The sequence below is a fragment of the Ruegeria sp. CE6 genome, assembly GCF_056537485.1.
On record NZ_JBQFRR010000002.1, the window covers coordinates 78,011 to 103,980 of the forward strand.

The window sequence follows — 25,970 nt, forward strand, 5'->3', positions numbered from 1 at the left end:
GGCCCGTTGGATGTAGTATCGATTACTGGCAGGCGTAGGAAACGCCGTTGGCCGCGTCGATCTTGCGGATGACGTCCCAGAACTCCTGATAGGTCATCTCAAGGAACTGACCTTCATTCGATTTCGAGAACTCAGCCTCAAGCGTCGTTCCCTCCCAGTCGAAGCTGAAGAAGGCATTGCGGATTTTCTCCTGCAGTTCCGGCGTCAGGTTGTACACGGTTCCAAAGCCTGTCGTCGGGAAGGTCTGCGACTTGTAGATCGTGATGACGTCGTCTTCGTTGATCACATCGCGCGAGATCATCCGCGATTTGACCGAATTAGCGATCGAGGCAGCCAGATAGTCCTTATTGGCGACACCCAAGATCGAGTTGTCGTGTTTGCCCGAATAAACCGGCTCAAAATCGCGTTCGGGCAGCAGATCAAAGTCGCTTTTCAGGATCGCCGAGGGCGCTTTGAAGCCCGAGTTCGAAGTAGGGGAAGTAAAGGCCAATTGCTTGCCCTTGATATCCTCAACCTTTTCGATGCCTGAACCGGGATAGGTGATGATCTCCATCTCGTATCCGAAGTTTCCGTCTTTCGACGCCATGATCGTGAAGGGTCGGAAACCAGCACAGTTCACGGCTAACGGGTTTGAACCGGTATTGAAGCCCGCAATATGCAGACGCCCCGAACGCATGGCCTCAATCTGGGCCGCGTTGTTCTGAACTGGAAAGAAAACAACGTCTTTGCCAGTTTCCGCTTTCAGATGATCAAGAAAGTCCGACCAAGCAGTTTTGTATACGGCAGGGTCTTCAACCGGGGTGTAGGCAAAGATCAGAGTATCAGGATCAATCTGATCGGCAGGATCAGCGGGGATATCCGCGATCAGATCGCCATCGGCATCGCAGAACCGCGCATCCAGATCACCGCGCGGGCAGTCTTGCGCCGAAGCCGTGCCCGACAGTGACAAGAGCGCGATTGCGGAAGCTCCGATCAGTAGTTTGATATCAAATTTCATTTCTTCCTCCCAGTCATGCGTGGCTTTTCTGTCCACGGTTTGTCGTTCTTTGTAAGGACTGCTCAGCGACAAGAATCTTCACCCCGGCGTCGTTGATCGCGCCAAGCAAATCCCCTGTTGGTTTGGTATCAGTCACGATTGAATTCAGCCCGTCAAGGTCGCCCACACGGGTCAAACCTTTGCGGTCGAATTTATCGGACCCGATCAGAAGATGTCGCGTCGCGGCGCGTGCCAGCATCATCCGTTTGACGGTTGCGAAACCGCGCACGGTCTCTGACGGCCCTTCTTCTGACAGGCCGGACGCGCCAATCATGCAGCGATCGACGTTGAAACGAGACAGGAAATCCAGTGTATCTGTCCCGATCGTGGCGGACTCGGCGGTCAGATATTCGCCTGGGCATAGAATGACTTCAACGGGTGCGTGACCAAGGGTCATGGCCACCGGTATCGAATTCGTAATTGCCGTGCAGTGAATGCCCCGATACGCCAACATACGGGCCATCTCGATGGTGGTTGAGCCGGAATCGATCATCACCGTCTCGCCTTCCTGAATCAGGTTAGCTGCGCATTTGCCGATCTTTTCACGCTCATCAAGGCGGGCGTGGGTGCGCTCATCCAGACTTGGATAACGTCCTTGTATCGGGGCAGAGGCACCGCCATGCGCCCGCGAGATCAGCCCATCATCAGCTAGGGCATCAAAATCCCTGCGCACCGTTTCCGCCGAGACATTGAAACGCTGCGCCAATTCGCTGATCCGGACGTGCGGGCGAAGCTTCAACTCCAACAATATCTCACGGCGGCGGTCGGATTTCTTGAACCGACTCTGGCCCTTGTTGGTTTTCTTATCGCGCGTTTCCGCTTTGGGCATCTGGCAATCCGACTCGGTTTCAATCTCACTTTTGTGGCGTTTCAGTCGTTTTGCAACAATTTCTGTTGCAAAGCCCACGATTCATTGTGAGACTTCAAAGAACTGTTTCTATTTCGAGGCGTAGCAATCGAAGTGCACCGGCGTTCTGGATGTAGCCACCTTGTTCAACAGCACGTATGTGTTGCCATTGCCCTTTGCGTAGTGCCAGAGCCAAGAGCGCGCGCATGAGCAAGACCGAATTCACAGATCAGATCGGTGCGCTTCCAGTGCGATGGGACAAGTCCGACAAGCTGCGGGTTCTTATGGTCACTTCGCGTGACCGGGGGCGGTGGGTCATCCCCAAAGGTTGGATGATGGATGGTAAGAAGCCTTGGCATGCCGCTGAAATCGAAGCTTTGGAAGAGGCCGGAGCGGTTGGCTTTATCTCCAAGAAATCGATCGGGTGCTTTCACTATGACAAGCGATACGAGGGTAAAAGCAGCGTGCCTTGCCGCGTAACGCTTTATCCGTTGATTGTGGAACGGCTCAAACGCCGTTGGAAGGAACGCGACGAACGCAAGCGCCACTGGTTCTCACCTGCCAAGGCCGCAAAGCTTGTCGAAGAGAAAGAACTGGCGCGTTTGTTAAAGAGCCTGTCAGATAATCAAGAGACGTTGGCTGTTATCGAAAAATTGCGAAAGGCCGCATGAGGAAGGGCATATAAGAGCCGGGAAATCCGGACGCAGTGAACTTAAAGGGAGAGAAATCAATGAAGAAATTTACATCCACAACGTTGGGATCGCTTATTGCCCTTGCCGCATCGATGTCAGCGGCACAGGCTGACAAGTTGACACTTTATTGTTCTGCGCAAGAGGATTGGTGCCAGCTTATGGCGCGCAGTTTTGAGGACGCGACCGGCATCGACGTCAACATGACCCGGAAGTCTTCGGGTGAAACCTTTGCTCAGATCCGTGCAGAAAGCTCCAACCCCAAGGGTGATGTTTGGTGGGGCGGTACCGGTGATCCACATCTACAGGCCGCAGAAGAGGGGCTGACGATGGAATACATGTCGCCGATGCGTGACCAGCTTCATGATTGGGCGATTTCTCAGGCGGAAAGCGCTGGTAACAAGACCATCGGCATCTATTCAGGTGCGCTTGGTTACGGCTACAATGCCGATCTAGTCGCCGCGAACAACCTTCCCGAACCTGCTTGCTGGAAGGACCTTCTGAAGCCCGAGTACAAGGGGCACGTTCAGATGGCTAACCCGAACTCATCAGGTACGGCCTACACGACTCTGGCCTCGATGGTGCAAATCTTCGGCGAAGACGAAGGATTTGAGTTCATGAAGGGGCTGCATTCGAACATCAACCAATACACCAAGTCGGGCTCGGCACCGATCAAGGCTGCTGGTCGAGGCGAGAATACAATTGGTATCGTTTTCATGCATGACGCAGTAAAGCAGGCGGTATCGGGTTTCCCGATCAAAGTCGTCGCGCCATGTGAAGGTACTGGTTACGAGATCGGTTCGATGTCGATCATCGAAGGCGCGCGCAATGAAGAAGAGGCTAAAAAGTTCTATGACTGGGCATTGTCGCCCGAGGCACAGAACCTTGCCCTTCAGGTCAACGCATTTCAGGTGCCGTCAAACAAAGGTGCTGAAACTTCGGAAAGCGCGCCTGACATGAGCCAGATCAAGTTGATCGACTATGACTTCAAGAAATACGGCTCGTCGGATGAGCGGAAGCGCCTATTGCAGAAATGGGACGAAGAGGTTTCGGTACTGCCGCAGTAAATGACTGACGACACGACAAAAACGACCCATCCGGTTCTGATCTTCTGGGTCAGCGCCGGGTGGGTCGGATTCTGCCTGCTGCCGTGGTACATGGTTGATGGTGGCCTGTGGTCGTTCGAGTGGCTGCTGGACGGCTACCCTTTCGACGAAGATTATGCGCCTGCTGCCTTTCTAATTGGGCAGGGTGAAAAGCTGTGGCTTGCTCCGCTTCTTATTGCACTCTTGCTGCCACTTCTGGTGTTAAGACGCGCCAAATCAGATCCGCTTTATGCCCGAGTTTTGATCCTGTCAGGGGCGCTGGGCTTCGGCTGGCTGATCGCACAAGGGTTCAGCATCGGAATCCGAGGCTACAACTTCGATTGGCTGGAAGCCTTGTTCGGAGAGCTCGGTGATCGGCAATTCGGCATGGGCTATGGCGCGATGATCTGCGCGTCGAGTTTTCTGTTCCTTCTGACCCAGGGTGTCGCCGCGCGTGGGGCGATTAACGGAGACGTCTTCGTGGTCAGCGCCATCGGTGGTGTGATCACCATCGTCACCGCGTTTGTATTCTTTCCTATCGCCAAGATGCTGTTCGCTGCCTTCGTCACAGAAGAAGGCGCGTACTCCATCGCAGTGTTCTTCTCGAAATTCTTTGACGACCGGCTATGGGGGCTGGGATGTTTCTGGGGCGCACGATGCGGGGCGGCATGGAACTCACTGTTTCTGGCCATCCTCGTCGGCTTCATCACCACTGCGCTCGGCTTGTGCTTTGCGCTTGTCGTGACCCGCTCGGGCTTTCGGTACAAGCGCGCGTTGCGCGCACTGACGGTTCTGCCGATTATCACGCCACCGTTCGTGATCGGCCTAGCGCTGATACTGCTGTTTGGATTGTCGGGTTCAGTAACGCAGTTCTTTGCCGAATTATTCGGCACCCAACCCACTCGCTGGCTGTATGGCATGCCGGGTGTTCTGATTGCGCAGACGTTGGCATTTACACCCATCGCCTTCCTTGTGCTGATTGGCGTCGTTGAAGGGGTGTCTCCCTCGATGGAAGAAGCAGCCCAGACATTGCGCGCGAATAGATGGCAGACGTTCAAAACCGTGTCCCTACCGTTAATGCGCCCTGGCCTTGCCAATGCTTTCCTTCTGGGCTTCATCGAAAGCATGGCGGATTTCGGCAACCCACTGGTTCTGGGCGGCAATTTCGACGTGCTGTCAACCGAGATATTCTTTGCCATCGTGGGCGCCCAGTACGATCAAGGCCGCGCTGCGGTTCTGGCCATGGTGCTTCTGTTCTTCACGCTTTCAGCCTTCTACGCGCAACGTGCCTGGCTAGGTAAGAAAAGCTACACCACAGTCACGGGCAAAGGTGACGCTGGCGTACATCCATTGATGCCAACCGGCCTTTCCATCCCGGTGCTAACCGTCGCCCTTGGCTGGGCCGTGTTTACCATCGTCGTCTACGCCATGATCGTCTACGGCAGTGTGGTCGAGCTGTGGGGGGTCAACAATTCCCTGACGTTCAAGCACTACGTCACTGCGTTCTCAGTTCGGTTTGAAGCAGAGGGTATTCGCTGGACAGGAGCCGCATGGGACAGTTTCTGGACGACTATCACCATCGCCGCAATTGCTGCTCCACTGACGGCTGCCGTGGGGCTCGTTACGGCCTATCTTCTGACCCGGCAGAGTTTCGCAGGTAAAGATGCCTTTGAGTTCGGCACCATGCTATCCTTTGCCATCCCCGGCACCGTGATCGGCGTCAGCTACATTCTCGCCTTCAACGTTCCCCCAATCGAGATCACCGGCACCGGGGTCATCCTGGTTGTCAGCTTCATCTTCCGCAACATGCCAGTCGGTGTCCGAGCTGGCATTGCCAGCATGTCGCAACTGGATCGCAGTCTGGATGAGTCCTCGCTGACACTGGGCGCAAATTCCTGGCAGACTTTCCGCCGGATCATCCTGCCTCTGCTACGCCCGGCAATTCTTGCCGCCCTTGTCTACAGTTTCGTGCGGGCCATGACGGCGATTTCGGCGGTGATTTTTCTGGTCAGCGCGGAATATGACATGGCGACCAGCTATATCATCGGGCGGGTCGAGAATAACGACTATGGTCTCGCCATCGCCTATTCCACCACACTGATCTTTGTGATGCTGTCAGTGGTTGCCCTGATGCAGTTGATCGTGGGCCGGACCAAGATCGGGCGACGAATGACGCAGTCGCGGACCAATGTTTAGGAGAGTTTGACATGAGCCTGCAGTCCAAAGCCGCGCCGGTTCGGTTCGAGTCCGTGACAAAGATGTTTGGCAAGGATGTCGTTGCCGTCGACGACATCAACCTGCATGTCGAAGCCGGAAAGCTGGTCACGCTGTTGGGCCCGTCGGGCTGCGGCAAGACGACGACGCTGAGGATGATCGCAGGGCTCGAAATGGCCACCTCGGGAAAGATCACCATCGGGGATCGCGATGTGACCAAACTGCCCGCGACGGACCGCGACGTATCCATGGTGTTCCAGTCCTACGCGCTGTTTCCTCATATGAGCGTGCTTGAGAACGTGATGTATGGCCTCACGTTCTCGGGCTTTGCTAAAGACGAGGCCCGCCGCCGCGCTTTGGACGGTTTAGAGCTGGTTGGCCTGAAAGGTTTTGACGGCCGCCTCCCGTCAGAATTGTCTGGTGGCCAACAGCAGCGCGTCGCTGTAGCGCGGGCTTTGGTGTTGGAGCCACAGGTGCTGTTGTTTGATGAACCGCTTTCGAACCTCGACGCGAAACTACGCCGCCAGGTACGCGAGGACATCCGGGCCATTCAGCAAGACCTTGGTCTGACCGTCGTCTACGTAACACACGATCAGGAAGAGGCTCTGGCAGTATCGGACGAAATCGTCGTGATGCGGAATGCCGCGATTGCCCAGATTGGCACGCCCCGCCAGCTTTACGACGCCCCAAATGATCGCTTTGTTGCTGATTTTATTGGTGAGGCAAATCTGCTTGCCTGCCAGATCATCTCGGTCGACGGCGACATGGCCACCATCGAGATCGAAGGCTACCGCCATACCTTGGCATCCCGTGGCTTGACCGAAGGGGCTGCGACCGTCGCCATCCGGCCTTCTCGACTTGTGATCGGGGCCGCGCAAGGAGTTGCGGCGACCGTCTCCAAAGCCACCTATGTGGGTGTCCGAATGGAGTACACTCTGACCGGTGCGTTCGGCCAGGTCTTTGCAGTCCATGACGATGTTGATGCGCCGCTAGAGCCGGGTACAGAAGTACAGATGGCCTTCGCCGAGAAAGGTCCGGTGCTTTTGCCCGAATAGATGCCCTGTCTTCTAATCATCACGCACCCCGAGGTCATCATTGACCCGAACACCCCCATTCAGGACTGGGGGCTTAGCGCGGAAGGCCGCCGCCGCGCTGCGGCCTTCGCAACCAGAGGAATTTTTGCAGAAGTTACCCACCTATGGGCCAGCACCGAGCAAAAGGCCCGCGAGACGGCCGACATCCTGGCCGCGCCCAGAAGCCTGCGGATAAAACAAGATGCCGCACTTGGCGAGAATGATCGAAGCGCCACCGGTTTTCTGCCGCGTGACCGGTTCGAAGCTGCCGCTGACGCATTCTTTGCCCACCCCAACACCAGTTTTCGCGGCTGGGAAACTGCCGTTGCCGCCCAGCGGCGTATAAACCAAGCAGTAACTTCAATTATCGAAACGCATGATGGCAGTGACCTCGCCATCGTTACCCATGGGGCCGTCGGGACCCTTCTGTGGTGCTCCTTGTCGGGCCGCCCCATTGATCGGAGGTATGATCAGCCCGGGCAAGGCCATTATTGGCAAGCCGATCTAACGGACCTTAAACCGCTGAGCGGATGGCGCTCAATCGACTAGATTGTCAGGCCTGCCACGCGTTCTCCGAGATTTCACGCAAAGTATCAAACACATCCGGAGTACCAGCGATCACCCGACCGCCGTTGCGGGTCATTGCGCCTGCGTCCTGATCTTCGACCACGCCGCCTGCTTCCGCAATCATCAATTGACCAGCCAGACAATCCCAGGCGTTCATATGTTCTTCGACATAGCCTAGCAGCCGGCCCGCTGCGACATAGGCCAGTGACAGCGCGCCACTGGCGTTTCTGTGAAACATGGCCCCGCGCTCAATCAGGTTCGCGACGATTGGAACAATGTTACGGTTATCCACCCGGTTCGAATAACCCACTGCCACCGTTCCTTGATGCAGCGCAACACCCGAAGCGACCCTCATTGGCGCATCATTCAGTGTTGCCCCGCCTCCGCGCGAGGCTACGAAGGTCTCATTGATATTTGGGTCATGGATTACACCGATCTCGGTATTTTCCTCAGCGACGCCCGCCAGAACGATGGTCCAGGCCGGAATGCCATTGACGAAATTCGTGGTGCCATCGATTGGATCGATCACCCAGTCAAATCCGCTTGAACCTTGTGTTTCACCATGCTCTTCGCCAAATATGCCATCGTTGGGCCAAGCCTCGGCGATCCTCTGGCGGATGAAGGTTTCGACATTCCGGTCTGCCTCGCTGACCCAATCCTGTGCGCCTTTTTGATTGACGATCAAACCGCCCCGGTCGGAGAAATACCTGGAGGCGATTGTGCCAGCTTCCTTGCAGATCGCGATCGCGAAGTCTTTGCGTTCTTTGAGGTAATCCATTGGGAATCCAAATCATATCTGTTGTTGGCCAAAACTGTGCAGGCTTGGTGATGGAATGGCAAATACCAAATGCTGGTGAACTCGGTCCGGGGCAGCCATTGACAGGCGTGCCTTCAACCGCATTTCGCGTCTTCAAAACGGGGCGCGCAGGTTTCGTGCTAAACACGATGCTGTAAGAATACGTCGCCGGGAACGATTGTAGCATTGAAGAAAATGGTAGCCCGTAGGGGAATCGAACCCCTCTTTCCAGGTTGAAAACCTGGCGTCCTAACCGATAGACGAACGGGCCATTTAGACCAGACAAGCACAAGTGGTAGCCCGTAGGGGAATCGAACCCCTCTTTCCAGGTTGAAAACCTGGCGTCCTAACCGATAGACGAACGGGCCACGCTGGCTTGTGGAGGGCCTTTTACGGTTTACCTTCCCCCCCCGCAAGACGAAAAACGCAAGGCTGTGAAACTTTTTTGGCCGTTCCCGAGCGGCGTTGAAACGGTTGTCAGACAGCTTCTGCCGCGTCTTCCAGCCGCAGCTGCACGCTCTGTCGTCCGCCCCAGGTATTCACCTCAAGCCGACCCGCGAAATGGAACCGCGCGCCGCCGTGATTAGACAGGCGATCCCCCAACGGGCCGTCGAACGCGCCAAAGGCGATGGCATCCAGTCCGCCAGACATTCCATCCGAAAGTGACAGCTTCAAATGTGTTTCGCCCACGCGTTTAGCAAAGCGCACTTGCAGATCAGGCAGCGCATAGCGCGGGGCAGGGGCACCGGCCCCGAAAGGACCCGCTTTCTCTACCTGTTCGATCAGATCGACTGTCGCGGCCCCGGGCATCAGCGCCCCGTCCAGTTTCAAGTCGGCGGGACCGCCTTGGCCTGCACCCTGCTTGGCCAGAAGCTCGGACAGGCGCGACATTGCAGGCTCCAACTGATCACGCATCACCGTGAGACCGGCCGCCATCTTGTGGCCACCACCCTTGACCAGCAGCCCTTCGGCAGCCAGTCGCTGGATCGACGCGCCCAGATCAACGCCCGAGATCGACCTGCCTGAACCTTTGCCCTCATCCCCGTCGAACCCGATCACGATAGCGGGCCGGTTTGCCGACTCTTTCAGCCGCGATGCAACGATACCTACCACGCCGGGATGCCAACCGTCGCCTGCGGCCCAGACCAGCGGCCCATCCAACCCACGGTCCTCGGCTTGCGCCAAAGCCGCCGCGCGGACCGCGTTTTCGATCTCGCGCCGTTCCGAATTCAGGGCATCCAGCCGCTCGGATAAGGCTTCGGCCTCAGTGATCGAGTCCGTGCTCAGCAGCCGCGCGCCAAGATCAGCCTGACCAATGCGACCGCCTGCATTGACGCGCGGCCCCAGAAGAAACCCCAGATGATAGCTATTGGGCGCGGTATCCATGCGCGCCACGTCTGACAACGCGACCAAACCAGGCCTTTGCCTTTGGGTCATCACTTTCAGGCCCTGTCGAACCAGCGCCCGGTTGGCGTCGATCAACGGCGCAACGTCCGCGACCGTGGCCAGCGCCACCAGATCGAGCATTGCCATCAGATCCGGCCCCTTGGCCCCGGCCTCACGCAACTGACGACCCGCCTCGACCAGCATCAGGAACACCACCGCAGCAGCGCAGAGATAGCCTAGATCGCCGCTTTCGTCCTGTCGGTTCGGGTTCACCACGGCGACGCAATCCGGCAGGGTTTCTGCACCCAAATGGTGATCCAAAACGATCACATCCGCACCCTTCGCCGCCGCGATAGGTTCGTGGCTCAGCGTTCCGCAATCCACGCAGATGATCAGGTCATGGCTAGCCGCAAGCGCCTGCATTGCAGGCACATTTGGCCCATAGCCTTCATCAATCCGGTCAGGCACATAAAGCGTCGCGGCAAGCCCCATCTGGCGCAGCCACACCAACAACAACGCAGCCGAACTGCCCCCGTCCACATCATAGTCAGCAAACACTGCGATCTTTTGGCGCTTGCTCACAGCCTGTAGAAACCGGGCCGCAGCGACTTCCATATCTTTCATCGATTGCGGGTCGGGCAGCAGTTCCTTCAACTTAGGTTCCAGGAAACCGGCGGCCTCCATCACCGGAACACCACGCCGTGCCAAAACCTGACAGACGGCGCGAGGCAGATCTGTCTGCTGCGCCATCATTTCTGCTGACCGCTCGACCTCAATCCCCGGTCCGATCCAGCGTCGCCCCGTCAGAGATTGCTCTACGCCCAGAAATGCCACATCTCACCTCATGCACTAAGGCCGGACCCCTGCGGATCCGGCCTCTTGGTCTTTTATGAATACTCTTGCTGAAGGCGCTGGCGCAAGCCGCTATGCTTCGTTGTGTGGCCACATCGGCGTGCGGTAGGACATCCGCCGCACCGAGCCCGTTTTTGATCGCATGAGCAGCGTCGTTGTTTCAACCCAACCCGGTTCCCGCTTGATGCGCGGCAGCAGTGAACCTCCGGTGACCCCAGTAGCAGCAAAGATTACATCCGCCGTTACCATCTCGTCGCGCGCATAAACACGGTCCAGATCGGTGATGCCCGCCTTGGCCGCCCGGCCACGTTCGTCGTCATTACGGAACAACAGGCGGCCATAGATTTGTCCACCCATGCATTTCAGCGCGGCTGCGGCAAGCACACCCTCGGGCGCACCACCTTGACCCATATACATGTCGATGCCGGTCACTTCGCTTTCAGCGCAGTGCATGACACCCGCGACATCGCCATCGGTGATCAGGCGGATCGAGGCGCCGGTATCGCGCACCTCTGCGATCATCGCTTCGTGGCGAGGACGCTCCAATATGCATACGGTAATATCCGCGGGCTCACAGCCTTTGGCCTTGGCCAGCGCTTCAACTCGCTCGCGCGGGCTCATGTCCAAGCTTACGACACCTTCGGGAAAGCCCGGACCAATGGCCAGTTTGTCCATGTATACGTCCGGAGCGTGTAGCATTGAGCCGCGCGGGCCCATGGCAATGACAGTCAGCGCGTTAGGCATATCCTTGGCGGTCAGGGTTGTGCCTTCAAGCGGGTCCAGCGCAATGTCTACGCCCGGGCCGTTACCAGTGCCAACCTCTTCGCCGATATAGAGCATCGGCGCTTCATCACGCTCGCCCTCACCAATGACAACGACACCCTCAATGTCCAGAAGGTTCAGTTGTTCACGCATAGCGTTGACGGCAGCCTGATCGGCAGCTTTCTCATCACCCCGGCCAACCAGAGAGGCGGACGCCAGCGCGGCCTGTTCTGCCACCCGTGCAAGGCCCAGAGACAGCAGGCGGTCGTTGAAATCGATCTTGGCAGCGTTCATCTTCGCATATCCTTTGGTCAGCTAAGGCGTTTTATCCGGCATAGCCTGCGCGCAGCATAGGCCGCAAGGGGTCAGACTTGTTCGATACGCAGGGCGACGGGTTCTCCGGCCACCACATCGGTGGCGCGCAGGCCATCCAGTGCATGGTCCAGCGTCGCCCGCGTGGTTTTGTGGGTCACGATCAGCACGGGCGCTGTGCTTTCTGTGTGCCCATACTGCCGCATCCGGTCGATCGAGACGCCAGCATCGCCCAGAATCGCCGCGACCTTTGCCAGAGCGCCGGGCTTGTCCAGAAGACCGAGCCGCAGATAGTAGGGTGCAGGTAAGCCAGTAACGGCGGAGGCTGCGTCTTGTAGGGTCGTCGCAGGGCGGCCAAATGTCGGTATATGCAAGCCTCGCGCCAGATCGCAAACGTCGCCCATCACCGCGCTGGCAGTGGGACCTTCACCGGCACCGGGGCCGCGCAGAACGATTTGTTCAACTGCGTCCCCATCCAGCACAACCATGTTTGTTCCGCCTTCCAACTGACCTAGCGGAGAATTGCTCGGCACTAGACAGGGTTGCATCCGCTGTTCCAGTCCGCGCGCCGTTCGCTGTGCTACACCCAACAGCTTGATGCGATACCCCATGTCGTGGGCCTGATGGATGTCATCGAGGCTAATATGCTGAATGCCCTCGATCTCGATCCCATCGAAATTCGGCTTGGTGCCAAAGGCAATCGAAGACAGCAGCGCCAGTTTGTGCGCCGCGTCGATGCCGCCAACATCCAGATTCGGATCGGCTTCAAGATAGCCAAGCTGCGCGCATTCCTCGAACAGGGCGTTATAGCCCAACTCCTGCGATTGCATCCGGGTCAGAATATAGTTGCAGGTACCGTTCATGACGCCCATGACACGCGTGATCTCGTTACCCGCCAGTCCTTCGGTCAGAGATTTGATTACCGGGATACCACCCGCGACAGCCGCTTCGAAGCGAATGACACGACCTGCGGCTTCGGCCAATTCCGCCAGTTCCTGCCCATGAATCGCCAGCAGTGCCTTGTTTGCGGTGACGACATCCTTGCCACTGTTAAGCGCCGCCTCGACCGAAGCTTTCGCGGGGCCGTTCTCGCCGCCCATCAGTTCGACAAAAACATCGATGTCTTCGCGTTTGGCCAATGCAACGGGATCGGTTTCCCATGCATAATCCGAGAGGTTTACGCCACGGTCCTTGCTGGCATCACGGGCCGAAACTGCGGTGATCTCGATGCGACGCCCGGTGCGGGCGTGCAACAAATCGGCATGACGACGTACAATTTTGACCACACCCACGCCAACGGTTCCCAATCCGGCAATTCCAAGCCTCAGCGCCTGTGTCATTCCCTTGGGTCCTTTCTGCTCGCTATACCGCCCGCGATGGCGAAGTGTCCTTTGCGGGCTGCCTTAGCGGGTTCGAGGCAGGGGTGCAATCCGTCTAATCTTTTGGAGCTAGTGACGTGACCGAAATCCTAGTTAATCTCGGCATTCTGCAGCGCTTCGGCCTTTTCCGCCAACGCTTCGCTGCGTGCTGTTAGGTCTTCTTCTACCTCTTCCGCTTCGCTGATTGGATCGGTCGGAGGGCCGAGGGCGGGATCTAAAGCAATAAGCTTGGGGTAGGGTGCCTTGCGCAATGCGGCGGTTTCGCTGCCTTCCAACTCAGGGATATTTGCGCAGCCGGCGGTGGCCAGCACAAAGAGAATGGGCAGCAAAAGCTTCATCGCAGTCCTTCGGGTCGCAGCGTGTATCCCGTGATGCACGTTTTGTCGGAATGGTTCAAGCGGGGTTCTATCTGAACGTCTGTTCAGATACGATCGAAGCATGGCGCGTACACAAGGTTCTCATTCCGATATAACCGGCCCCCGCATTCGTGAGGCCGCACTGGGGCTGTTTGCCCGTTATGGCTATGCTGCGGTTTCAATGCGGCAGATCGCAGGCGAGGTGGGGGTGCAGGCTGGGGCACTCTATAATTACACGCCCGACAAGCAGAGCCTGCTGTTTCGGCTGATGCGCGATCACATGCAGGATCTGATGGCCGCCTATGACGATCTCGACCGGTTTGATGATCCACAAGATGCGTTGCGTCAGTTTGTCGGGTTCCACATCCGTTTTCACCTGCAGCGTCCCGACGAGGTGTTCATCGCTTATATGGAGCTGCGCAATCTGAACCCCGAAAATTTTGCCGAAATCGAGGCTTTGCGCCGCCGTTACGAGGACTCGTTAGAGCATATTCTGCGTAACGGGCAGCAATCGGGTCAATTTTCGGTCTCCGATACCAAGATCGCTACCTTGGCGGTGATCGCCATGCTGAATGGTGTGATCACTTGGTATCGCAGCGGCGGCCGCCTGTCGCTGGATGAGGTCGAGCAGGTGTATTGGGACATGGTCCGCAAAGCGGTTACCGCCTGACCAGCCCTTAGTGGGCCGGGCGGATGAACGTTCCGTTCCGCAACTCCCGAAACGCTTGCTGTAATTCTGCCTGCGTATTCATCACGATCGGGCCATGCCACGCCACGGGTTCATCGATCGGAGCGCCCGAGATCAAAAGAAACCGTACACCCTCGGGCCCGGCCTGAACCGTGATTTCGTCTCCGGTCCCGAACCGAACCAACGTCCTGTCTCCTGACATGTCGCGGATGTTGACCTCTTGCCCGGCGATCTCTTTCTCTAGAAGAATTCCAGTTGGCTGAGACGCATCCGCAAAGGCAGCGCTGCCTTCAAAGATATAGGCGAAGGCCCGGCGGTATGTGTCGATCGGAATGGTTTTTTTCACCCCTGCCGGTATGCTGATATCCAGGTATTGCGGATCGGCAGCGATACCGTCCACTGGGCCCGTACGTCCCCAGAATGTACCGACAATCACACGGACCTTTGTCCCATCATCATCGATGATTTCTGGAATATCAGTGCTTTGAACGTCCTGATAGCGCGGGGTGGCCATTTTCTGATCTGATGGCAGATTGCCCCACAGCTGGAACCCATGCATCTGACCGCTGGCCGACCCCTTGGGCATTTCCTGATGCAGGATACCCGACCCGGCGGTCATCCACTGGACATCTCCGGCACCCAGCGTGCCGCTATTGCCCAGCGAGTCGCTGTGTTCGACTGTACCGGACAGGACATAAGTGATCGTTTCGATGCCCCGATGCGGATGCCACGGAAAACCGGCCATATAGTCCAATGGGTTGTCATTCCGGAAATCATCGAACAGCAGAAACGGGTCCAGTTCCGACGGGTCCTGAAACCCAAACGCCCGGTGCAATTTGACGCCCGCGCCTTCCATTGTCGGGACCGCCTTGCGGAATTCCAAAGTTGGTCTGAGTGACATAAACGCCTCCTGATCCTTTGACCGGAACTTATGCGTCGGCCTGAGGCAGTCAATTTGCGCAGGAACACTGAAGCTGTGCGAAGATGCTCAGACAGGTGACGCGGTGCTGTCCTTTGCGTATCAAAGCGGTTAAAGCGGGCGGACAATCAGGAGAACAATATGCAAGAAGAAGTGCTGGCTACAGTCGCGGCCTCGGCACCGCGGCGCTGGACTGGGGTAGGGATGCTGGTCACGGTCGGGGCGTTGGTCATTTACGTCGCGTTGGCATCGCCGCCTGAGTTAGGCTGGCAGGTCTTCTTACTGGTTTCCGGGGCAGCTGCGTTCTGGTTAGCCCGTCGCATGTGGTACGCGACCGAAGACAGGATCGAGCTGACCCAATCCCAATTGCGCACAGGCTCGGGGCAGGTGATCTGCAATATCGAGGATGTCGAAGGCGTAGACCGGGGCGTGTTCGCATTTAAGCCATCAAATGGCTTCTTGGTAATCACTCATGCACGAAGCTCAAACCAGTGGGCGCCCGGTCTTTGGTGGCGTGTCGGACGAAGGATTGGCATAGGCGGCATGACAGCCGCCGCCGAGACCAAATACATGTCGGAAATGCTGTCGGCGATGCTTGCTGAAAAGAGTTAGACACCCAAGCAAGCAGGGTCGGTATTGACGATCTGGTCGAAAACACGCGGGTGTGTGAAGACCAGATTATCCATTTCAAAGTCAGCAAATTTGAATGCCATCTGGAATGGCGCTTTGTATGTATTGTTGGTTTCGACCAGTATCATTGAGCCGTTATCAGGCATTACCGGAAGCCGTTGTTTGATTTTCACGATCTCTGCGTCGGTCCATTTCTGATATCCAGTGCCCCGCACGCAGGACCATAGAACATCGTGGAGATCGTTATCACCATCATAGGTCAGATAGGTCACACGCATCGAGACCGGTGCTCTGGTATCAACCATGTTTTCCAGAAGGTCGTACATGGTGTTGATATACGCGGCGTTAACATCTTCAGCTTCGCGTGAGAGCACATCCGCAACTGCGTAGGCTCCTTTGATGTTGATCGCGCTTTGGCGATAGCTGTCATAATAGGTGTAAGACGCAAACATTGACCAGAACAGCAGCGGCAATATCAGCATTGCCTCGACCGATAAGGCGCCGTCTTCTCGTTTGAGAAAGCGGTTCAGCAGTGCCTTGGGAAGGTTGCGATTTTCTTTGTTAGTTCGAGGCATCGGCCACATCCACTGTTGTGTCAGATGAATCGTCAGGATCAGCTGATGAACCACCAAATGGTTCATGAACAAATACGGTCGTCGCCTGCAATTCCCATTGGCCGTCGTTGTCCTGCTTCGCAATGCCGCTCAGCATCGAAAGCCCAAAAACAGGTGAAACCTCAAGACAGGCGCGGATAATCATAAGCTCATTTGAAGTCCCTTGTTCAAAAACAACTTCGTCCGGCTTACGAATTGTCTCCGGAGTGTCGACGCAATAGGGGGTTGGATCCAACTGATTACCGACCCGCGGATCAATGGACTTCATCTCGAGCGCGAGGTTTTCCGAGCAATTGGTTATCAGCGCTTCGTCACAGATCATTTTCTTCAGCAGCGCGTGATCCCATTCATCTTCCCCTTCAGGAAGGCGATTAAGCCGAACCTCCCGAATTGTCATATCCAGAGATCGTTCAAGATCGGCATGGTGGAAGGACTGCAATCCCAGATCCATGCCTGAATAAGCGACATACAGGAAGAATGGAAACCAGAAGATAAACTCGATAGACGAGTTTCCATCCTCATTCTTTCGAAATCTCCGAAGCCGATTCCGCAGTGTCTTTGTCATTGGGTCAGCCTCAGGTTTTGAATGGAGGTGCTGATTGAATCGAAGACGCGTTCAATCTGATTGCCGGTGGCTTCATAGTAACGGGCAGGTTTGATCGCGCAGTCTTTCAGCATCTGCTTAACACCGTAGGGTGCCTCAAAAGCGATCGAGAAGATGATGACATTATCTTCTTCAGCTTCTTCGCAGAGATCTACAACATTTGGATTTTTGGTCGAAGGACCAATTTCGGTCGTGGAGTCAGCTGCAAATTCTTCGCCGCGATCCCAGCCATAAGCGTGACGCACCATATTCCGAATTGCGTATTTTTCAGTATGCGCCCAGACATCAGGCCATTCCAGTTCTACCGGATCGGAATCTGTTGAAAGCCCTTCGGAGTCTTCGCGTGTTTGCGATCGATCCATCGAATAGCAGGTGCCGTTGTAGTAATCCGTACAGCGGTAGCGCATATAAGTCCCATTGCCATGGGCATGATCTTGGTATTTGTCGCGGGTCCAGCGCCTGTACGAACTGTCCCGTACAGTTGTGGCGACATTAGGCCAAGCCCAGCGGTCATACTCTTCATCGTAGATAGAATACGTTTCGGCATCTTCATTCCAATAGATGTCCGAGGGGCCGTCATTATAAGGCGGATTCACTTTGTGCTGATAAGTGTTTTCACCATCCGTCATCAGCACCAGAACCTTGAGGGTGTCCGTGGTCTTGTTAGGGGCTGGCCGAATTGCGAACGAGTCCGGAATTTCTGAACTGTCCGCAATCTGAGCGATCAGCGGTTGGATACTATCGTCAAGCAAAGTTAGACCCCACTTGAGGCCCACATCGATCGAAGTCCAGCCGCTTGCCACAAGATTCTGGATCTGACCTTTCAGAATGTCAGGATCATTCTGGATTACCGTCATCTCTCGCCGATCTGTGGTGGTTTCAAGACGGCACGTATTGCTCGTTACCAACGTGTCGTTGAACCTTTTGTCGCTGGAGCCATTATCCTTGAAATGAAGAGTTTGCGGGACATAATCCCCTTTTGTGATGATGTTTCCTTCGTCGTCCACGATGTCGTAATAGTTGAAATCGGTCGTTGTGTAGTCCGAAGCCTGGAAATCGATGCAATTGGCCCTTTCGTTAGCCCCGATCGTGTTCAAAGCATTCATAAGATAGTCAGGCACCGACACCTGTTCCGAGTAGGGCACGATTGAGATCGACAATCTACCATCCTCAGATTTCAGGATCATCTCATCGATAAAGTCCTCAGCGGCACTTTTGAGGTTGGTCAGCTTTGTCCCGCGCATCGAACCCGAGACGTCCAGAACCAATGAAATTTCGACGTTACCAATCGATTCTTCGGCGATGCTGGTGGCGGTTGTATCAATGTAATCGACGCCACTCCATTTCATGAAGTGTGTCTCAATGCTCATGTCGGCGCTGGCTTCGACTTTCCGCTTTCCTTCAAGTTCTGCAACCTGAGTCACGGTTCCGTCGTCGTTTGTCGTGCATGTCTCGGGCTCGACCTTGATATTTTTGATGATATTCGTATCGAAACCTTCTTTGCGAATGTAATCATTCACCACGACCCGTGGGCAAAGCTCTTGGTCCAGGTCAGCTGCGGCAAGGACCGCGCGGTCCAGTGCGTATTGTAGCCTTACCCTTTCGCGATCATACCGCATGACGTCGACCGCGAACCCGGCCACGGTGAAGACTATCACGATCAGGAAAAGGGCAAGGATCGTCATCGTGCCTTCTGTCGAAGAAACAAAGTGCCGCAAGTGCCGCGAACAACTGTTTTCGCGGCAGAGACGGTTGAATTGGGCCTTCAAATCAAACTTGCGCATAATTGGTTCCTCGGTCGATCAGACACACTGATGCCAGCACTTCGCAACTTTAATAATTTACCCACGGATCGTGGCGAGATTTGGGCGCAGTGGACACTATGCTGCTCGTTTTTAACGAGATTCAGCTTTATTCCCGGTGTTATTGGTGGTTTTGTTTCGCGCCTTTGGACAATCGCGCGGCTTTCGTTAACGCCCGACTCACCAATGGAGCTGAAAAGTAAAGTTCACAAACTGATGAAAATACGTGCAGTTACTGATTGCGGTATTTGGCAAGCAGTGCGACAAAAAGTCATGACGTATCTCGTCTACCGGCACGGAGGATTTTATGACCGGCATTAAAGAACCCAGCTTTCGTGAGAGTGTTGATTTGATGTTCAACAGAGCGGCGTCTCTGATGGATTTGCCGCCCGGGCTAGAAGAGAAGATACGGGTTTGTAATGCCACCTACACCGTTCGGTTCGGGGTTCGTCTGCGGGGGCAGATCCACACCTTTACCGGATATCGTTCGGTTCATTCGGAACATATGGAGCCGGTAAAGGGTGGCATTCGCTATGCCTTGGCGGTGAACCAGGATGAGGTCGAAGCGCTCGCTGCGCTCATGACTTACAAGTGTGCACTGGTCGAAGCGCCCTTTGGTGGCTCGAAAGGGGGCCTTTGCATTGATCCTCGCCAGTATGAAGAACATGAGATGGAACAGATCACGCGTCGTTTTGCCTATGAGCTGGCAAAGCGCGATCTGATCAACCCCTCACAGAACGTGCCTGCGCCCGATATGGGAACAGGCGAGCGCGAAATGGCGTGGATGGCTGACCAATATGCGCGGATGAATACGACCGATATCAACGCGCGAGCCTGCGTGACGGGGAAACCTTTGAACGCCGGCGGCATCGCGGGCAGGGTCGAAGCAACCGGGCGCGGCATCCAATACGCTTTGCGCGAATTCTTCCGAAACCCGGAAGACGTCAAGAAGGCGAACTTGTCAGGCACGCTGGACGGAAAGCGCGTCGTCGTGCAGGGATTGGGTAACGTGGGCTATCACGCAGCCAAGTTCCTCAGCGAGGAAGACGGGTCGCGTGTGGTCGGCATCATCGAATGGGATGGCGCACTGTATAATCCCGATGGCATCGACGTAGAAGCCGTGCGGCAGTGGATCGTCAAGCATGGCGGCGTGAAGGACTATCCCGACGCCACGCATTCCGCCGAGGGCGGCGCGGTACTTGAAGCCGAGTGTGACATCCTGATTCCGGCGGCGCTGGAGGGGGTAATAAACCTATCCAACGCCGAACGTATCAAGGCACCACTGATCATCGAGGCCGCCAACGGGCCTGTCACGGCGGGTGCTGATGAGATCATGCGCAAGAAAGGCACGGTGATCATTCCTGACATGTATGCAAACGCCGGTGGTGTGACCGTGTCCTATTTTGAATGGGTCAAAAACCTCAGCCACATCCGTTTTGGCCGGATGCAGCGGCGTCAGGAAGAAGCTCGGCATGAGTTGATCGTCAGCGAACTGGAACGGTTGGATCGGTATCTGGGTGACGCTTGGTCGATGTCTCCGGATTTCAAGGCCAAGTACCTAAAGGGCGCTGGCGAGTTGGAGCTGGTGCGTTCTGGTCTCGATGACACGATGCGCATTGCCTATCAGTCGATGAGCGAAGTCTGGCATGATCGCGCAGATGTCGACGATCTGCGCACGGCGGCCTATATCGTTGCGATCGACCGCGTCTCAAAAAGCTATCGCGCCAAGGGCCTCTGAGCGCCCAGACAACAGAAGATTCTTGAGTGGCCAACCATCGGGTTGGCCATTTTTCATTTAGGTCGAAGTCGTCAGAGTGAATGGATTAGTCGCCCAGCGACAAGTTTTCGTCGAAAACAGGAGTGGAACCGGATTCCAGCGTTGTTACTGCTGGGTGAAGTTGGTTTGATGCCGACACACCTGTAGGGAGTTCTGAATGCGTTTCTCCGGCTTACGTGTCCTGAAAGAGGGCCTGACCGGCAACAAAGGCTGGACGCCGCACTGGCGCGAGCCTGAACCGAAATCCGAATATGACGTCGTCATTATCGGCGGCGGAGGTCATGGGTTGAGCACGGCCTATTATCTGGCCAAGGAACATGGTCTGACCAATATCGCTGTTCTGGAAAAGGGCTATATCGGTGGGGGCAATATCGGGCGCAACACCACCATTGTGCGCGCGAACTATTTTTTGCAGGGCAATTCCGAGTTCTACTCGCACTCATTGAAGCTGTGGGAAGGTCTTGAGCAGGATCTGAACTACAATGTCATGCATTCGCAACGCGGGATCATCAACCTGTTCCATTCGGACGGGCAGCGTGATGCCGCTGCGCGCCGGGGCAACATGATGATCAGTCAGGGTGACGATGCTATCCTGCTCAATCGCGATGAATTGAGGCGGATGGTGCCCTATCTGAATTTCGATGACCTTAGGTTCCCTCTGTATGGCGGTCTCTACCACCCGCGCGGAGGTACAGCGCGACACGATGCCGTGGCCTGGGGCTATGCGCGCGGAGCGGACCAGCGCGGCGTGGATCTGATCCAGAACTGCGAAGTGACCGGTATTGATATCGAGAATGGCGTGGTGCGCGGTGTTCAGACCTCGCGTGGGCCGATCCGGGCCAAGAAGGTGGCGATGGTTGCTGCCGGGCGTTCAGGTCAGGTGGCGGCGATGGCTGGAATGAGGCTGCCGATTGAAAGCCATGTCTTGCAGGCCTTCGTGACCGAAGGTCTGAAGCCCTGCATCGATCATGTGGTGACGTTTGGCATGGGGCATTTCTATATCAGCCAGTCAGATAAGGGCGGTCTGGTCTTTGGCGGTGATCTGGATTTTTACGCCTCCTATGCGGCGCGAGGTAACTTGCCCACCGTCGAAAGCGTGATGGAGGCCGGGATGGCGCTGATGCCGATGATCGGCAAGGCGCGGGTGCTGCGATCCTGGGGCGGGATCATGGATATGTCGCCCGATGGCTCTCCGATCATCGACCGGACGGATATCGACGGGCTCTATCTGAATGCCGGCTGGAACTATGGCGGTTTCAAGGCGGTTCCGGGTTCGGGGAATGTGTTTGCGCATCTGATTGCGACGGATCGGTATCACGAGAATGCCACCGGCTTCCGACTGGATCGTTTCCGCACCGGGCGCGGGATTATCGATGAAGAGGGCAAGGGCTCTCAGCACAATCTGCATTGAGGGGCGCGATGTTGGATTTGGGTATTATTGAAAAGATCAAGAAGGGCGCGCGGCTATGAGGATCACCTGTCCATATTGCGGCGAGCGGGATCGGCGCGAATTCTACTATCGCGGGGCGGCAGTGGATCTGGACCGACCGGCCCCGGATGCCGGTGAGGCGGCTTGGGATGATTTTGTCTACCAACGGGAAAACCCGGCAGGGCCGACACGAGAGCTTTGGTATCACGAAGGCGGGTGCGGTACTTGGATCGTGGTCACACGAAACACGGTCACGCATGAGATGATCGACGCGCAGCCGGCATCGGAGGAGCGGGCATGAGGATCGATGGAAAGGGTCTTATCGATCGTACGCAGTCGATTCCGTTTGTTTTCGATGGTGCCAGCTATAGCGGCTATGCGGGCGACACCCTGACCTCAGCGCTTTTGGCGAATGGCGTACGACTGATGGGGCGTTCGTTCAAGTACCACCGGCCTAGGGGTGTGCTGAGCGCAGGCAGCGAAGAGCCGAATGCGCTGATGACCGTGGGGGCAGGCGCAGGACAAGAACCAAATATTCGCGCCACGATGCAAGAGATCTATCCGGGACTTGAAGCGCGCAGCCAGAATCGCTGGCCCAGCCTGAGTGTCGATTTGATGGGGATCAACGATCTGGCTTCCCCGTTTTTGGGCGCGGGTTTTTACTACAAAACCTTCATGTGGCCGAAAAGCTTCTGGGAAAAGCTATACGAGCCGATCATTCGACGTGCCGCCGGATTGGGAGCACTGTCGGGCGAAGACAATGCCGACAAGTACGAAAGCGCTTATGCCTTTTGCGATCTGCTGATTATCGGGGCAGGGCCTGCGGGGCTGATGGCCGCACTGGTCGCTGGTCGTGCCGGCGCGGACGTCATTCTGGCCGACGAAAACAGTCGCGTGGGTGGGCGTCTGCTGGCCGAGACCTATGAGGTCGACGGAAAACCGGGTCCCGATTGGGTTGACGAAGTGCTGGCCGAGTTGGCCGCGATGGACAATGTCCGCATCATGACCCGGACCACTATCGCAGGTGCCTATGACCAAGGTACCTTTGCGGCGTTGGAACGCGTTTTTCACCATACGGATCACCGCCCCAACGGGGCGCCGTTGGAAACCTATTGGCGGATCGTGGCCAAGCGGTCAGTTCTGGCGGCAGGCGCGCTGGAGCGCCCGGTCGCATTCCGCAACAATGATCGCCCGGGGATCATGACTGCTGGCGCGGTGCGGGCGTATCTAAACCGATGGGGTGTCAGCCCGGGCCGCAATGTGACGATCTTCGGAAATACTGACGATATCCATCGCACTGCTCGTGATTTGTTGGATGCTGGTGTCCATGTGGCGGCTGTGATCGATAGCCGCCATGACGCGCCCTTGTCTGACGACTACGAGGTTCTGCGCGGGGCGCAAGTTTGTAACAGTTCGGGCCGTAAAGGGCTGGAGGCGATTACAGTGCGCCGTGCCAGTGGAGAAGAACGGATACACACGGATTGCCTTGCCATGACAGGGGGCTGGAATCCTTCGGTTCATCTAACGTGTCACATGAATAGCCGCCCGATCTGGAAGCGTGAGATCGAAGCCTTTGTGCCAACGCCAGGGGCCGTGCCGGGCATGGTGACAGCGGGTGCGTGCAACGGATCTTTCTCAACTACAGCCTGCCTTCGTGAAGGGATTGAGGCAGCCAAAGGCGTACTTGGCGATCTTGGCTACAAGGCCACGAAGACTGTGCCACCGCAGGCCGAGGATACGCCATACGAGATCACGCAGCTTTGGGCCGTTCCCGGCAAAGGGCGCGCGTGGCTGGATTTCCAGAACGATGTTACAGTGAAAGACGTCAAACAGGCCGCGACTGAGAACTTCCGGTCAGTCGAGCACATGAAGCGCTATACGACGCAAGGTATGGCGACGGATCAGGGCAAGAATTCGAACGTGGCGGCGTTGGCCATTCTAGCGGACGTCACCGGGCGCGCGATACCCGAAACCGGAACCACGACGTTCCGCCCTCCGTATTCTCCTATCGCCATTGCCGCGCTGGGTGCTGGGGCTGAAGGCAAGGGTTTCAAGCCGCAACGCTTTATCACTTCGCACAAAGCGACCGTAGCGCGGAAAGCTCCGTTGGTTGAGGCCGGGTTGTGGTATCGCCCCAGCTATTTCCCAAAGGGTGGAGAAACCACGTGGCGGCAATCCTGTGACCGTGAGGTCAACATGGTGCGTCAGGCCGTCGGGGTGTGCGATGTCTCGACGCTTGGCAAGATTGACATACAGGGGCCGGATGCGGGGGCGTTTCTGGACTTCGTTTATACGAACATGTTCTCGACCCTCAAAGTTGGCCGAACGCGATATGGCCTGATGTTGCGTGAGGATGGATTCGTCATGGATGATGGCACCACCGCGCGGCTGGGAGAGACGCATTACCTGATGACCACCACCACAGCAGGTGCTGGCGATGTAATGAAGCATCTGGAGTTCGTTCATCAGGGACTGCGCCCTGATCTGGATGTCTCGTGCATCTCGGTCACTGAACAGTGGGCACAGTTTGCCGTGGCCGGACCAAAATCGCGTGAATTGTTGAACGATCTGCTGGACACACCTCTTGATGAAGAAAGCTGGCCCTTCATGGCTTGCGGATCGATCTCGGTGCTGGGTGTGCAGGGGCGTTTGTTCCGGATCTCGTTCTCGGGCGAGCATGCATATGAAATCGCTGTGCCTGCGCGCTATGGCGCGACCCTGTTCGATATTTTGACCGAGCGGGCTGAGACACTGGGCGGTGGTCTTTATGGGATGGAAGCGCTGAACGTTCTTCGCATCGAAAAGGGCTTTATTACGCATTCCGAGATCCACGGACGGACAACTGCCTATGATATCGGCATGGGTCGGATGGTGTCGCAGAAGAAGGATTGCATCGGCAAAACCATGTCGCAACGTTCAGGGCTTGAAGAGCCGGGGCGCGAGCGGTTGGTCGGGCTCAAACCCATTGGCGAAAGCAAGGAATTGCTGGCGGGTGCGCATCTTTACCGGGAAGAGGCCGAGCCGGTGCGCATCAATGATCAGGGCTATCTGACCTCCGTGTGTTATTCCCCGACGCTGGAAACGATGTTGGGCTTGGGCTTCCTGGCGGACGGGCCTGAGAGGTATGGAGAAATCGTGAAAATGGTCGATCATCTGCGCGGCGTGACAACCCTGTGTGAAGTGGTGAACCCGGTTTTCTTTGACCCCGAAGGAGGGCGCGTCCGTGGATAATCTGACCGCCAAAACACCCTGCGACGGGTTGCTGCCTTTGACCTTCGGCTCTGTAACGCTCAGCGAAGAGGATGCGGGCGCGATCCATTCGATCTCACCTTTCAAGGGTAAGCAAAAGGCGCTATCGGAGGCTTTGAAAGCAGCGCATGGGATGGCTTATCCGTCGGCCAACCGCGCAACGGGTAAGGCTGGCGCGCGGGCGATCTGGTTCGGCCCGGCGCATGCGATGCTGATCGGGCCGTCTCCTGATGCGACCCTGACCGAGAATGCGGCCATTGTGGACCAATCAGATGCCTGGGCTGTGGTCCGGTTAGAGGGTGCTGATGTCGAAGACGTACTGGCGCGCGTAGTGCCTGTTGATCTGCGTAAGGCGAACTTCAAGCGCGGCCACTCCGCCCGGACCCTGCTGTTCCACATGACCGCTTCGATCACGCGCGTTGGGGAGAACACGTTTCAGATCATGGTCTTCCGATCCATGGCTGAGACACTGGTTCACGATTTGAAAAGGGCGATGGAAGGCATCGCCGCGCGCGGGTAAGCTGCGCTGATAGAAACGAATCTTCGGAGATCCCCATGTTGCGTATCGCCATCGTTGCGGCCGTGCTGGCCACGCCAGTGGTTGCACAGGAAACCAAGGAACAGAGCTGCAAGTATCAGGCCGACGTTGTTGCCGCGATACAGAAAGCACGACTTGACCGGGTCAAGGAACGCGATGTGGCGCAGGCGGTGGCCGACAGTGGTCCTACCTGGCCCGAGAACTACAATGCCGCTGTTCCGCTGATCACGCCTTGGGTATATGAGCAAAAGATGCGCGACGTGCGTAAGAAGGATCTCGGAGCTGCGTGGCTGGAGTTGTGTTTACAACAATAATCCACAGTCAGATCATTTCTCTGTGGACAACCGCGCGCCATCCCCTTGGCGC

Annotated in this window: 25 protein-coding genes and 2 tRNA genes; 14 read left to right on the forward strand and 13 right to left on the reverse strand. The window is 56.5% G+C overall.

Annotated elements, in window-relative coordinates; all coding sequences use genetic code 11:
• Positions 1–22: 22 nt before the first annotated feature.
• Both phnD and ACR0DK_RS08825 read right to left on the reverse strand, forming a co-directional pair.
• The gene (gene phnD / locus ACR0DK_RS08820) at positions 23–997 is read right to left on the reverse strand and encodes a phosphate/phosphite/phosphonate ABC transporter substrate-binding protein (protein ID WP_170396240.1); all 975 of its coding nucleotides are present in this window, start codon (positions 995–997) and stop codon (positions 23–25) included.
• Positions 998–1,010: 13 nt separating this feature from the next.
• On the reverse strand, positions 1,011–1,865 hold the full coding sequence (locus ACR0DK_RS08825) for a DeoR/GlpR family DNA-binding transcription regulator (RefSeq protein WP_480735783.1): 855 nt from the start codon (positions 1,863–1,865) through the stop codon (positions 1,011–1,013).
• Between the two features lie 224 nt (positions 1,866–2,089).
• Between ACR0DK_RS08825 and ACR0DK_RS08830 the strand changes: the two genes are divergently transcribed.
• From ACR0DK_RS08830 to ACR0DK_RS08850, 5 genes are read left to right on the forward strand one after another with little or no spacing between them, the layout of a single operon-like run.
• The gene (locus ACR0DK_RS08830) at positions 2,090–2,554 is read left to right on the forward strand and encodes an NUDIX hydrolase (protein ID WP_170396245.1); all 465 of its coding nucleotides are present in this window, start codon (positions 2,090–2,092) and stop codon (positions 2,552–2,554) included.
• Between the two features lie 59 nt (positions 2,555–2,613).
• Positions 2,614–3,639 (forward strand): ABC transporter substrate-binding protein, encoded by a 1,026-nt coding sequence (locus ACR0DK_RS08835; RefSeq protein WP_170565762.1) that lies wholly within the window; start codon positions 2,614–2,616, stop codon positions 3,637–3,639.
• Positions 3,640–5,853 (forward strand): ABC transporter permease, encoded by a 2,214-nt coding sequence (locus ACR0DK_RS08840; protein ID WP_480735786.1) that lies wholly within the window; start codon positions 3,640–3,642, stop codon positions 5,851–5,853. It begins immediately after the preceding gene.
• Between the two features lie 11 nt (positions 5,854–5,864).
• Positions 5,865–6,926: an ABC transporter ATP-binding protein gene (locus ACR0DK_RS08845; RefSeq protein WP_480735787.1), complete on the forward strand. Its 1,062-nt coding sequence runs from the start codon at positions 5,865–5,867 to the stop codon at positions 6,924–6,926.
• Positions 6,927–7,493 (forward strand): histidine phosphatase family protein, encoded by a 567-nt coding sequence (locus ACR0DK_RS08850; RefSeq protein ID WP_480735789.1) that lies wholly within the window; start codon positions 6,927–6,929, stop codon positions 7,491–7,493.
• A gap of 4 nt (positions 7,494–7,497) precedes the next feature.
• Here the strand turns inward: ACR0DK_RS08850 and ACR0DK_RS08855 are convergent, their stop codons facing one another.
• The 7 genes from ACR0DK_RS08855 to ACR0DK_RS08885 form a co-directional block, all read right to left on the reverse strand.
• A complete protein-coding gene (locus ACR0DK_RS08855) occupies positions 7,498–8,289 on the reverse strand; it encodes an inositol monophosphatase family protein (RefSeq protein WP_480735791.1) in 792 nt (263 codons plus the stop codon).
• Between the two features lie 214 nt (positions 8,290–8,503).
• Positions 8,504–8,578, reverse strand: a tRNA-Glu gene (locus ACR0DK_RS08860).
• A 22-nt stretch (positions 8,579–8,600) separates the two neighbouring features.
• Positions 8,601–8,675: transfer RNA gene (locus ACR0DK_RS08865), tRNA-Glu, on the reverse strand.
• Between the two features lie 109 nt (positions 8,676–8,784).
• On the reverse strand, positions 8,785–10,527 hold the full coding sequence (recJ, locus tag ACR0DK_RS08870; RefSeq protein ID WP_480735793.1) for a single-stranded-DNA-specific exonuclease RecJ: 1,743 nt from the start codon (positions 10,525–10,527) through the stop codon (positions 8,785–8,787).
• A 90-nt stretch (positions 10,528–10,617) separates the two neighbouring features.
• Complete coding sequence (gene glpX / locus ACR0DK_RS08875) at positions 10,618–11,601, reverse strand: class II fructose-bisphosphatase (RefSeq protein WP_480570383.1); 984 nt, start codon at positions 11,599–11,601, stop codon at positions 10,618–10,620.
• A 71-nt stretch (positions 11,602–11,672) separates the two neighbouring features.
• Positions 11,673–12,959: a homoserine dehydrogenase gene (locus ACR0DK_RS08880; protein ID WP_170403375.1), complete on the reverse strand. Its 1,287-nt coding sequence runs from the start codon at positions 12,957–12,959 to the stop codon at positions 11,673–11,675.
• 128 nt (positions 12,960–13,087) lie between these two features.
• On the reverse strand, positions 13,088–13,336 hold the full coding sequence (locus tag ACR0DK_RS08885; protein WP_170396262.1) for a hypothetical protein: 249 nt from the start codon (positions 13,334–13,336) through the stop codon (positions 13,088–13,090).
• Between the two features lie 100 nt (positions 13,337–13,436).
• Between ACR0DK_RS08885 and ACR0DK_RS08890 the strand changes: the two genes are divergently transcribed.
• A complete protein-coding gene (locus ACR0DK_RS08890) occupies positions 13,437–14,024 on the forward strand; it encodes a TetR/AcrR family transcriptional regulator (protein WP_480735795.1) in 588 nt (195 codons plus the stop codon).
• A gap of 7 nt (positions 14,025–14,031) precedes the next feature.
• On the opposite strand, the gene ACR0DK_RS08895 is transcribed toward ACR0DK_RS08890, so the two are convergent.
• Entirely contained in the window at positions 14,032–14,943 is a 912-nt protein-coding gene (locus ACR0DK_RS08895) for a pirin family protein (protein ID WP_223117849.1), read from the reverse strand.
• Between the two features lie 159 nt (positions 14,944–15,102).
• Between ACR0DK_RS08895 and ACR0DK_RS08900 the strand changes: the two genes are divergently transcribed.
• Complete coding sequence (locus ACR0DK_RS08900) at positions 15,103–15,573, forward strand: hypothetical protein (protein WP_170565779.1); 471 nt, start codon at positions 15,103–15,105, stop codon at positions 15,571–15,573.
• Here ACR0DK_RS08900 and ACR0DK_RS08905 read toward each other — a convergent pair.
• Genes ACR0DK_RS08905 through ACR0DK_RS08915 form a run of 3 tightly spaced genes read right to left on the reverse strand, consistent with a single transcriptional unit; the run spans position 15,570 to position 18,494 of the window.
• On the reverse strand, positions 15,570–16,166 hold the full coding sequence (locus tag ACR0DK_RS08905) for a TadE/TadG family type IV pilus assembly protein (RefSeq protein ID WP_170422339.1): 597 nt from the start codon (positions 16,164–16,166) through the stop codon (positions 15,570–15,572). The two genes, ACR0DK_RS08900 and ACR0DK_RS08905, sit on opposite strands and share 4 nt — an antisense overlap.
• Positions 16,153–16,770, reverse strand: coding sequence for a TadE/TadG family type IV pilus assembly protein (locus tag ACR0DK_RS08910; RefSeq protein ID WP_170396272.1), 618 nt, complete (start codon positions 16,768–16,770; stop codon positions 16,153–16,155). Before ACR0DK_RS08910 ends, ACR0DK_RS08905 begins: the two co-directional genes overlap by 14 nt.
• Positions 16,767–18,494 (reverse strand): Tad domain-containing protein, encoded by a 1,728-nt coding sequence (locus ACR0DK_RS08915; protein WP_480735799.1) that lies wholly within the window; start codon positions 18,492–18,494, stop codon positions 16,767–16,769. The genes ACR0DK_RS08910 and ACR0DK_RS08915 overlap by 4 nt, the downstream gene beginning before the upstream one ends.
• Before the next feature lie 129 nt (positions 18,495–18,623).
• Here ACR0DK_RS08915 and ACR0DK_RS08920 point away from each other — a divergent pair, with 129 nt between their 5' ends.
• The 7 genes from ACR0DK_RS08920 (at position 18,624) to ACR0DK_RS08950 (ending at position 25,918) form a co-directional block, all read left to right on the forward strand.
• Positions 18,624–18,932, forward strand: a complete 309-nt coding sequence (locus ACR0DK_RS08920; protein ID WP_170396276.1) for a hypothetical protein — start codon at positions 18,624–18,626, stop codon at positions 18,930–18,932.
• Positions 18,919–20,349 (forward strand): Glu/Leu/Phe/Val family dehydrogenase, encoded by a 1,431-nt coding sequence (locus ACR0DK_RS08925; RefSeq protein ID WP_170396277.1) that lies wholly within the window; start codon positions 18,919–18,921, stop codon positions 20,347–20,349. Before ACR0DK_RS08920 ends, ACR0DK_RS08925 begins: the two co-directional genes overlap by 14 nt.
• A 196-nt stretch (positions 20,350–20,545) precedes the next feature.
• Positions 20,546–21,799 (forward strand): sarcosine oxidase subunit beta family protein, encoded by a 1,254-nt coding sequence (locus tag ACR0DK_RS08930; protein ID WP_223117850.1) that lies wholly within the window; start codon positions 20,546–20,548, stop codon positions 21,797–21,799.
• Positions 21,800–21,854: 55 nt separating this feature from the next.
• Positions 21,855–22,118, forward strand: a complete 264-nt coding sequence (locus ACR0DK_RS08935) for a sarcosine oxidase subunit delta (RefSeq protein ID WP_170565781.1) — start codon at positions 21,855–21,857, stop codon at positions 22,116–22,118.
• Positions 22,115–25,048, forward strand: coding sequence for a sarcosine oxidase subunit alpha family protein (locus ACR0DK_RS08940; RefSeq protein WP_480735801.1), 2,934 nt, complete (start codon positions 22,115–22,117; stop codon positions 25,046–25,048). Before ACR0DK_RS08935 ends, ACR0DK_RS08940 begins: the two co-directional genes overlap by 4 nt.
• Positions 25,041–25,586 (forward strand): sarcosine oxidase subunit gamma, encoded by a 546-nt coding sequence (locus ACR0DK_RS08945; protein WP_223117852.1) that lies wholly within the window; start codon positions 25,041–25,043, stop codon positions 25,584–25,586. The genes ACR0DK_RS08940 and ACR0DK_RS08945 overlap by 8 nt, the downstream gene beginning before the upstream one ends.
• Positions 25,587–25,621: 35 nt before the next feature.
• The gene (locus ACR0DK_RS08950) at positions 25,622–25,918 is read left to right on the forward strand and encodes a hypothetical protein (protein WP_170396287.1); all 297 of its coding nucleotides are present in this window, start codon (positions 25,622–25,624) and stop codon (positions 25,916–25,918) included.
• Positions 25,919–25,970: the final 52 nt, after the last annotated feature.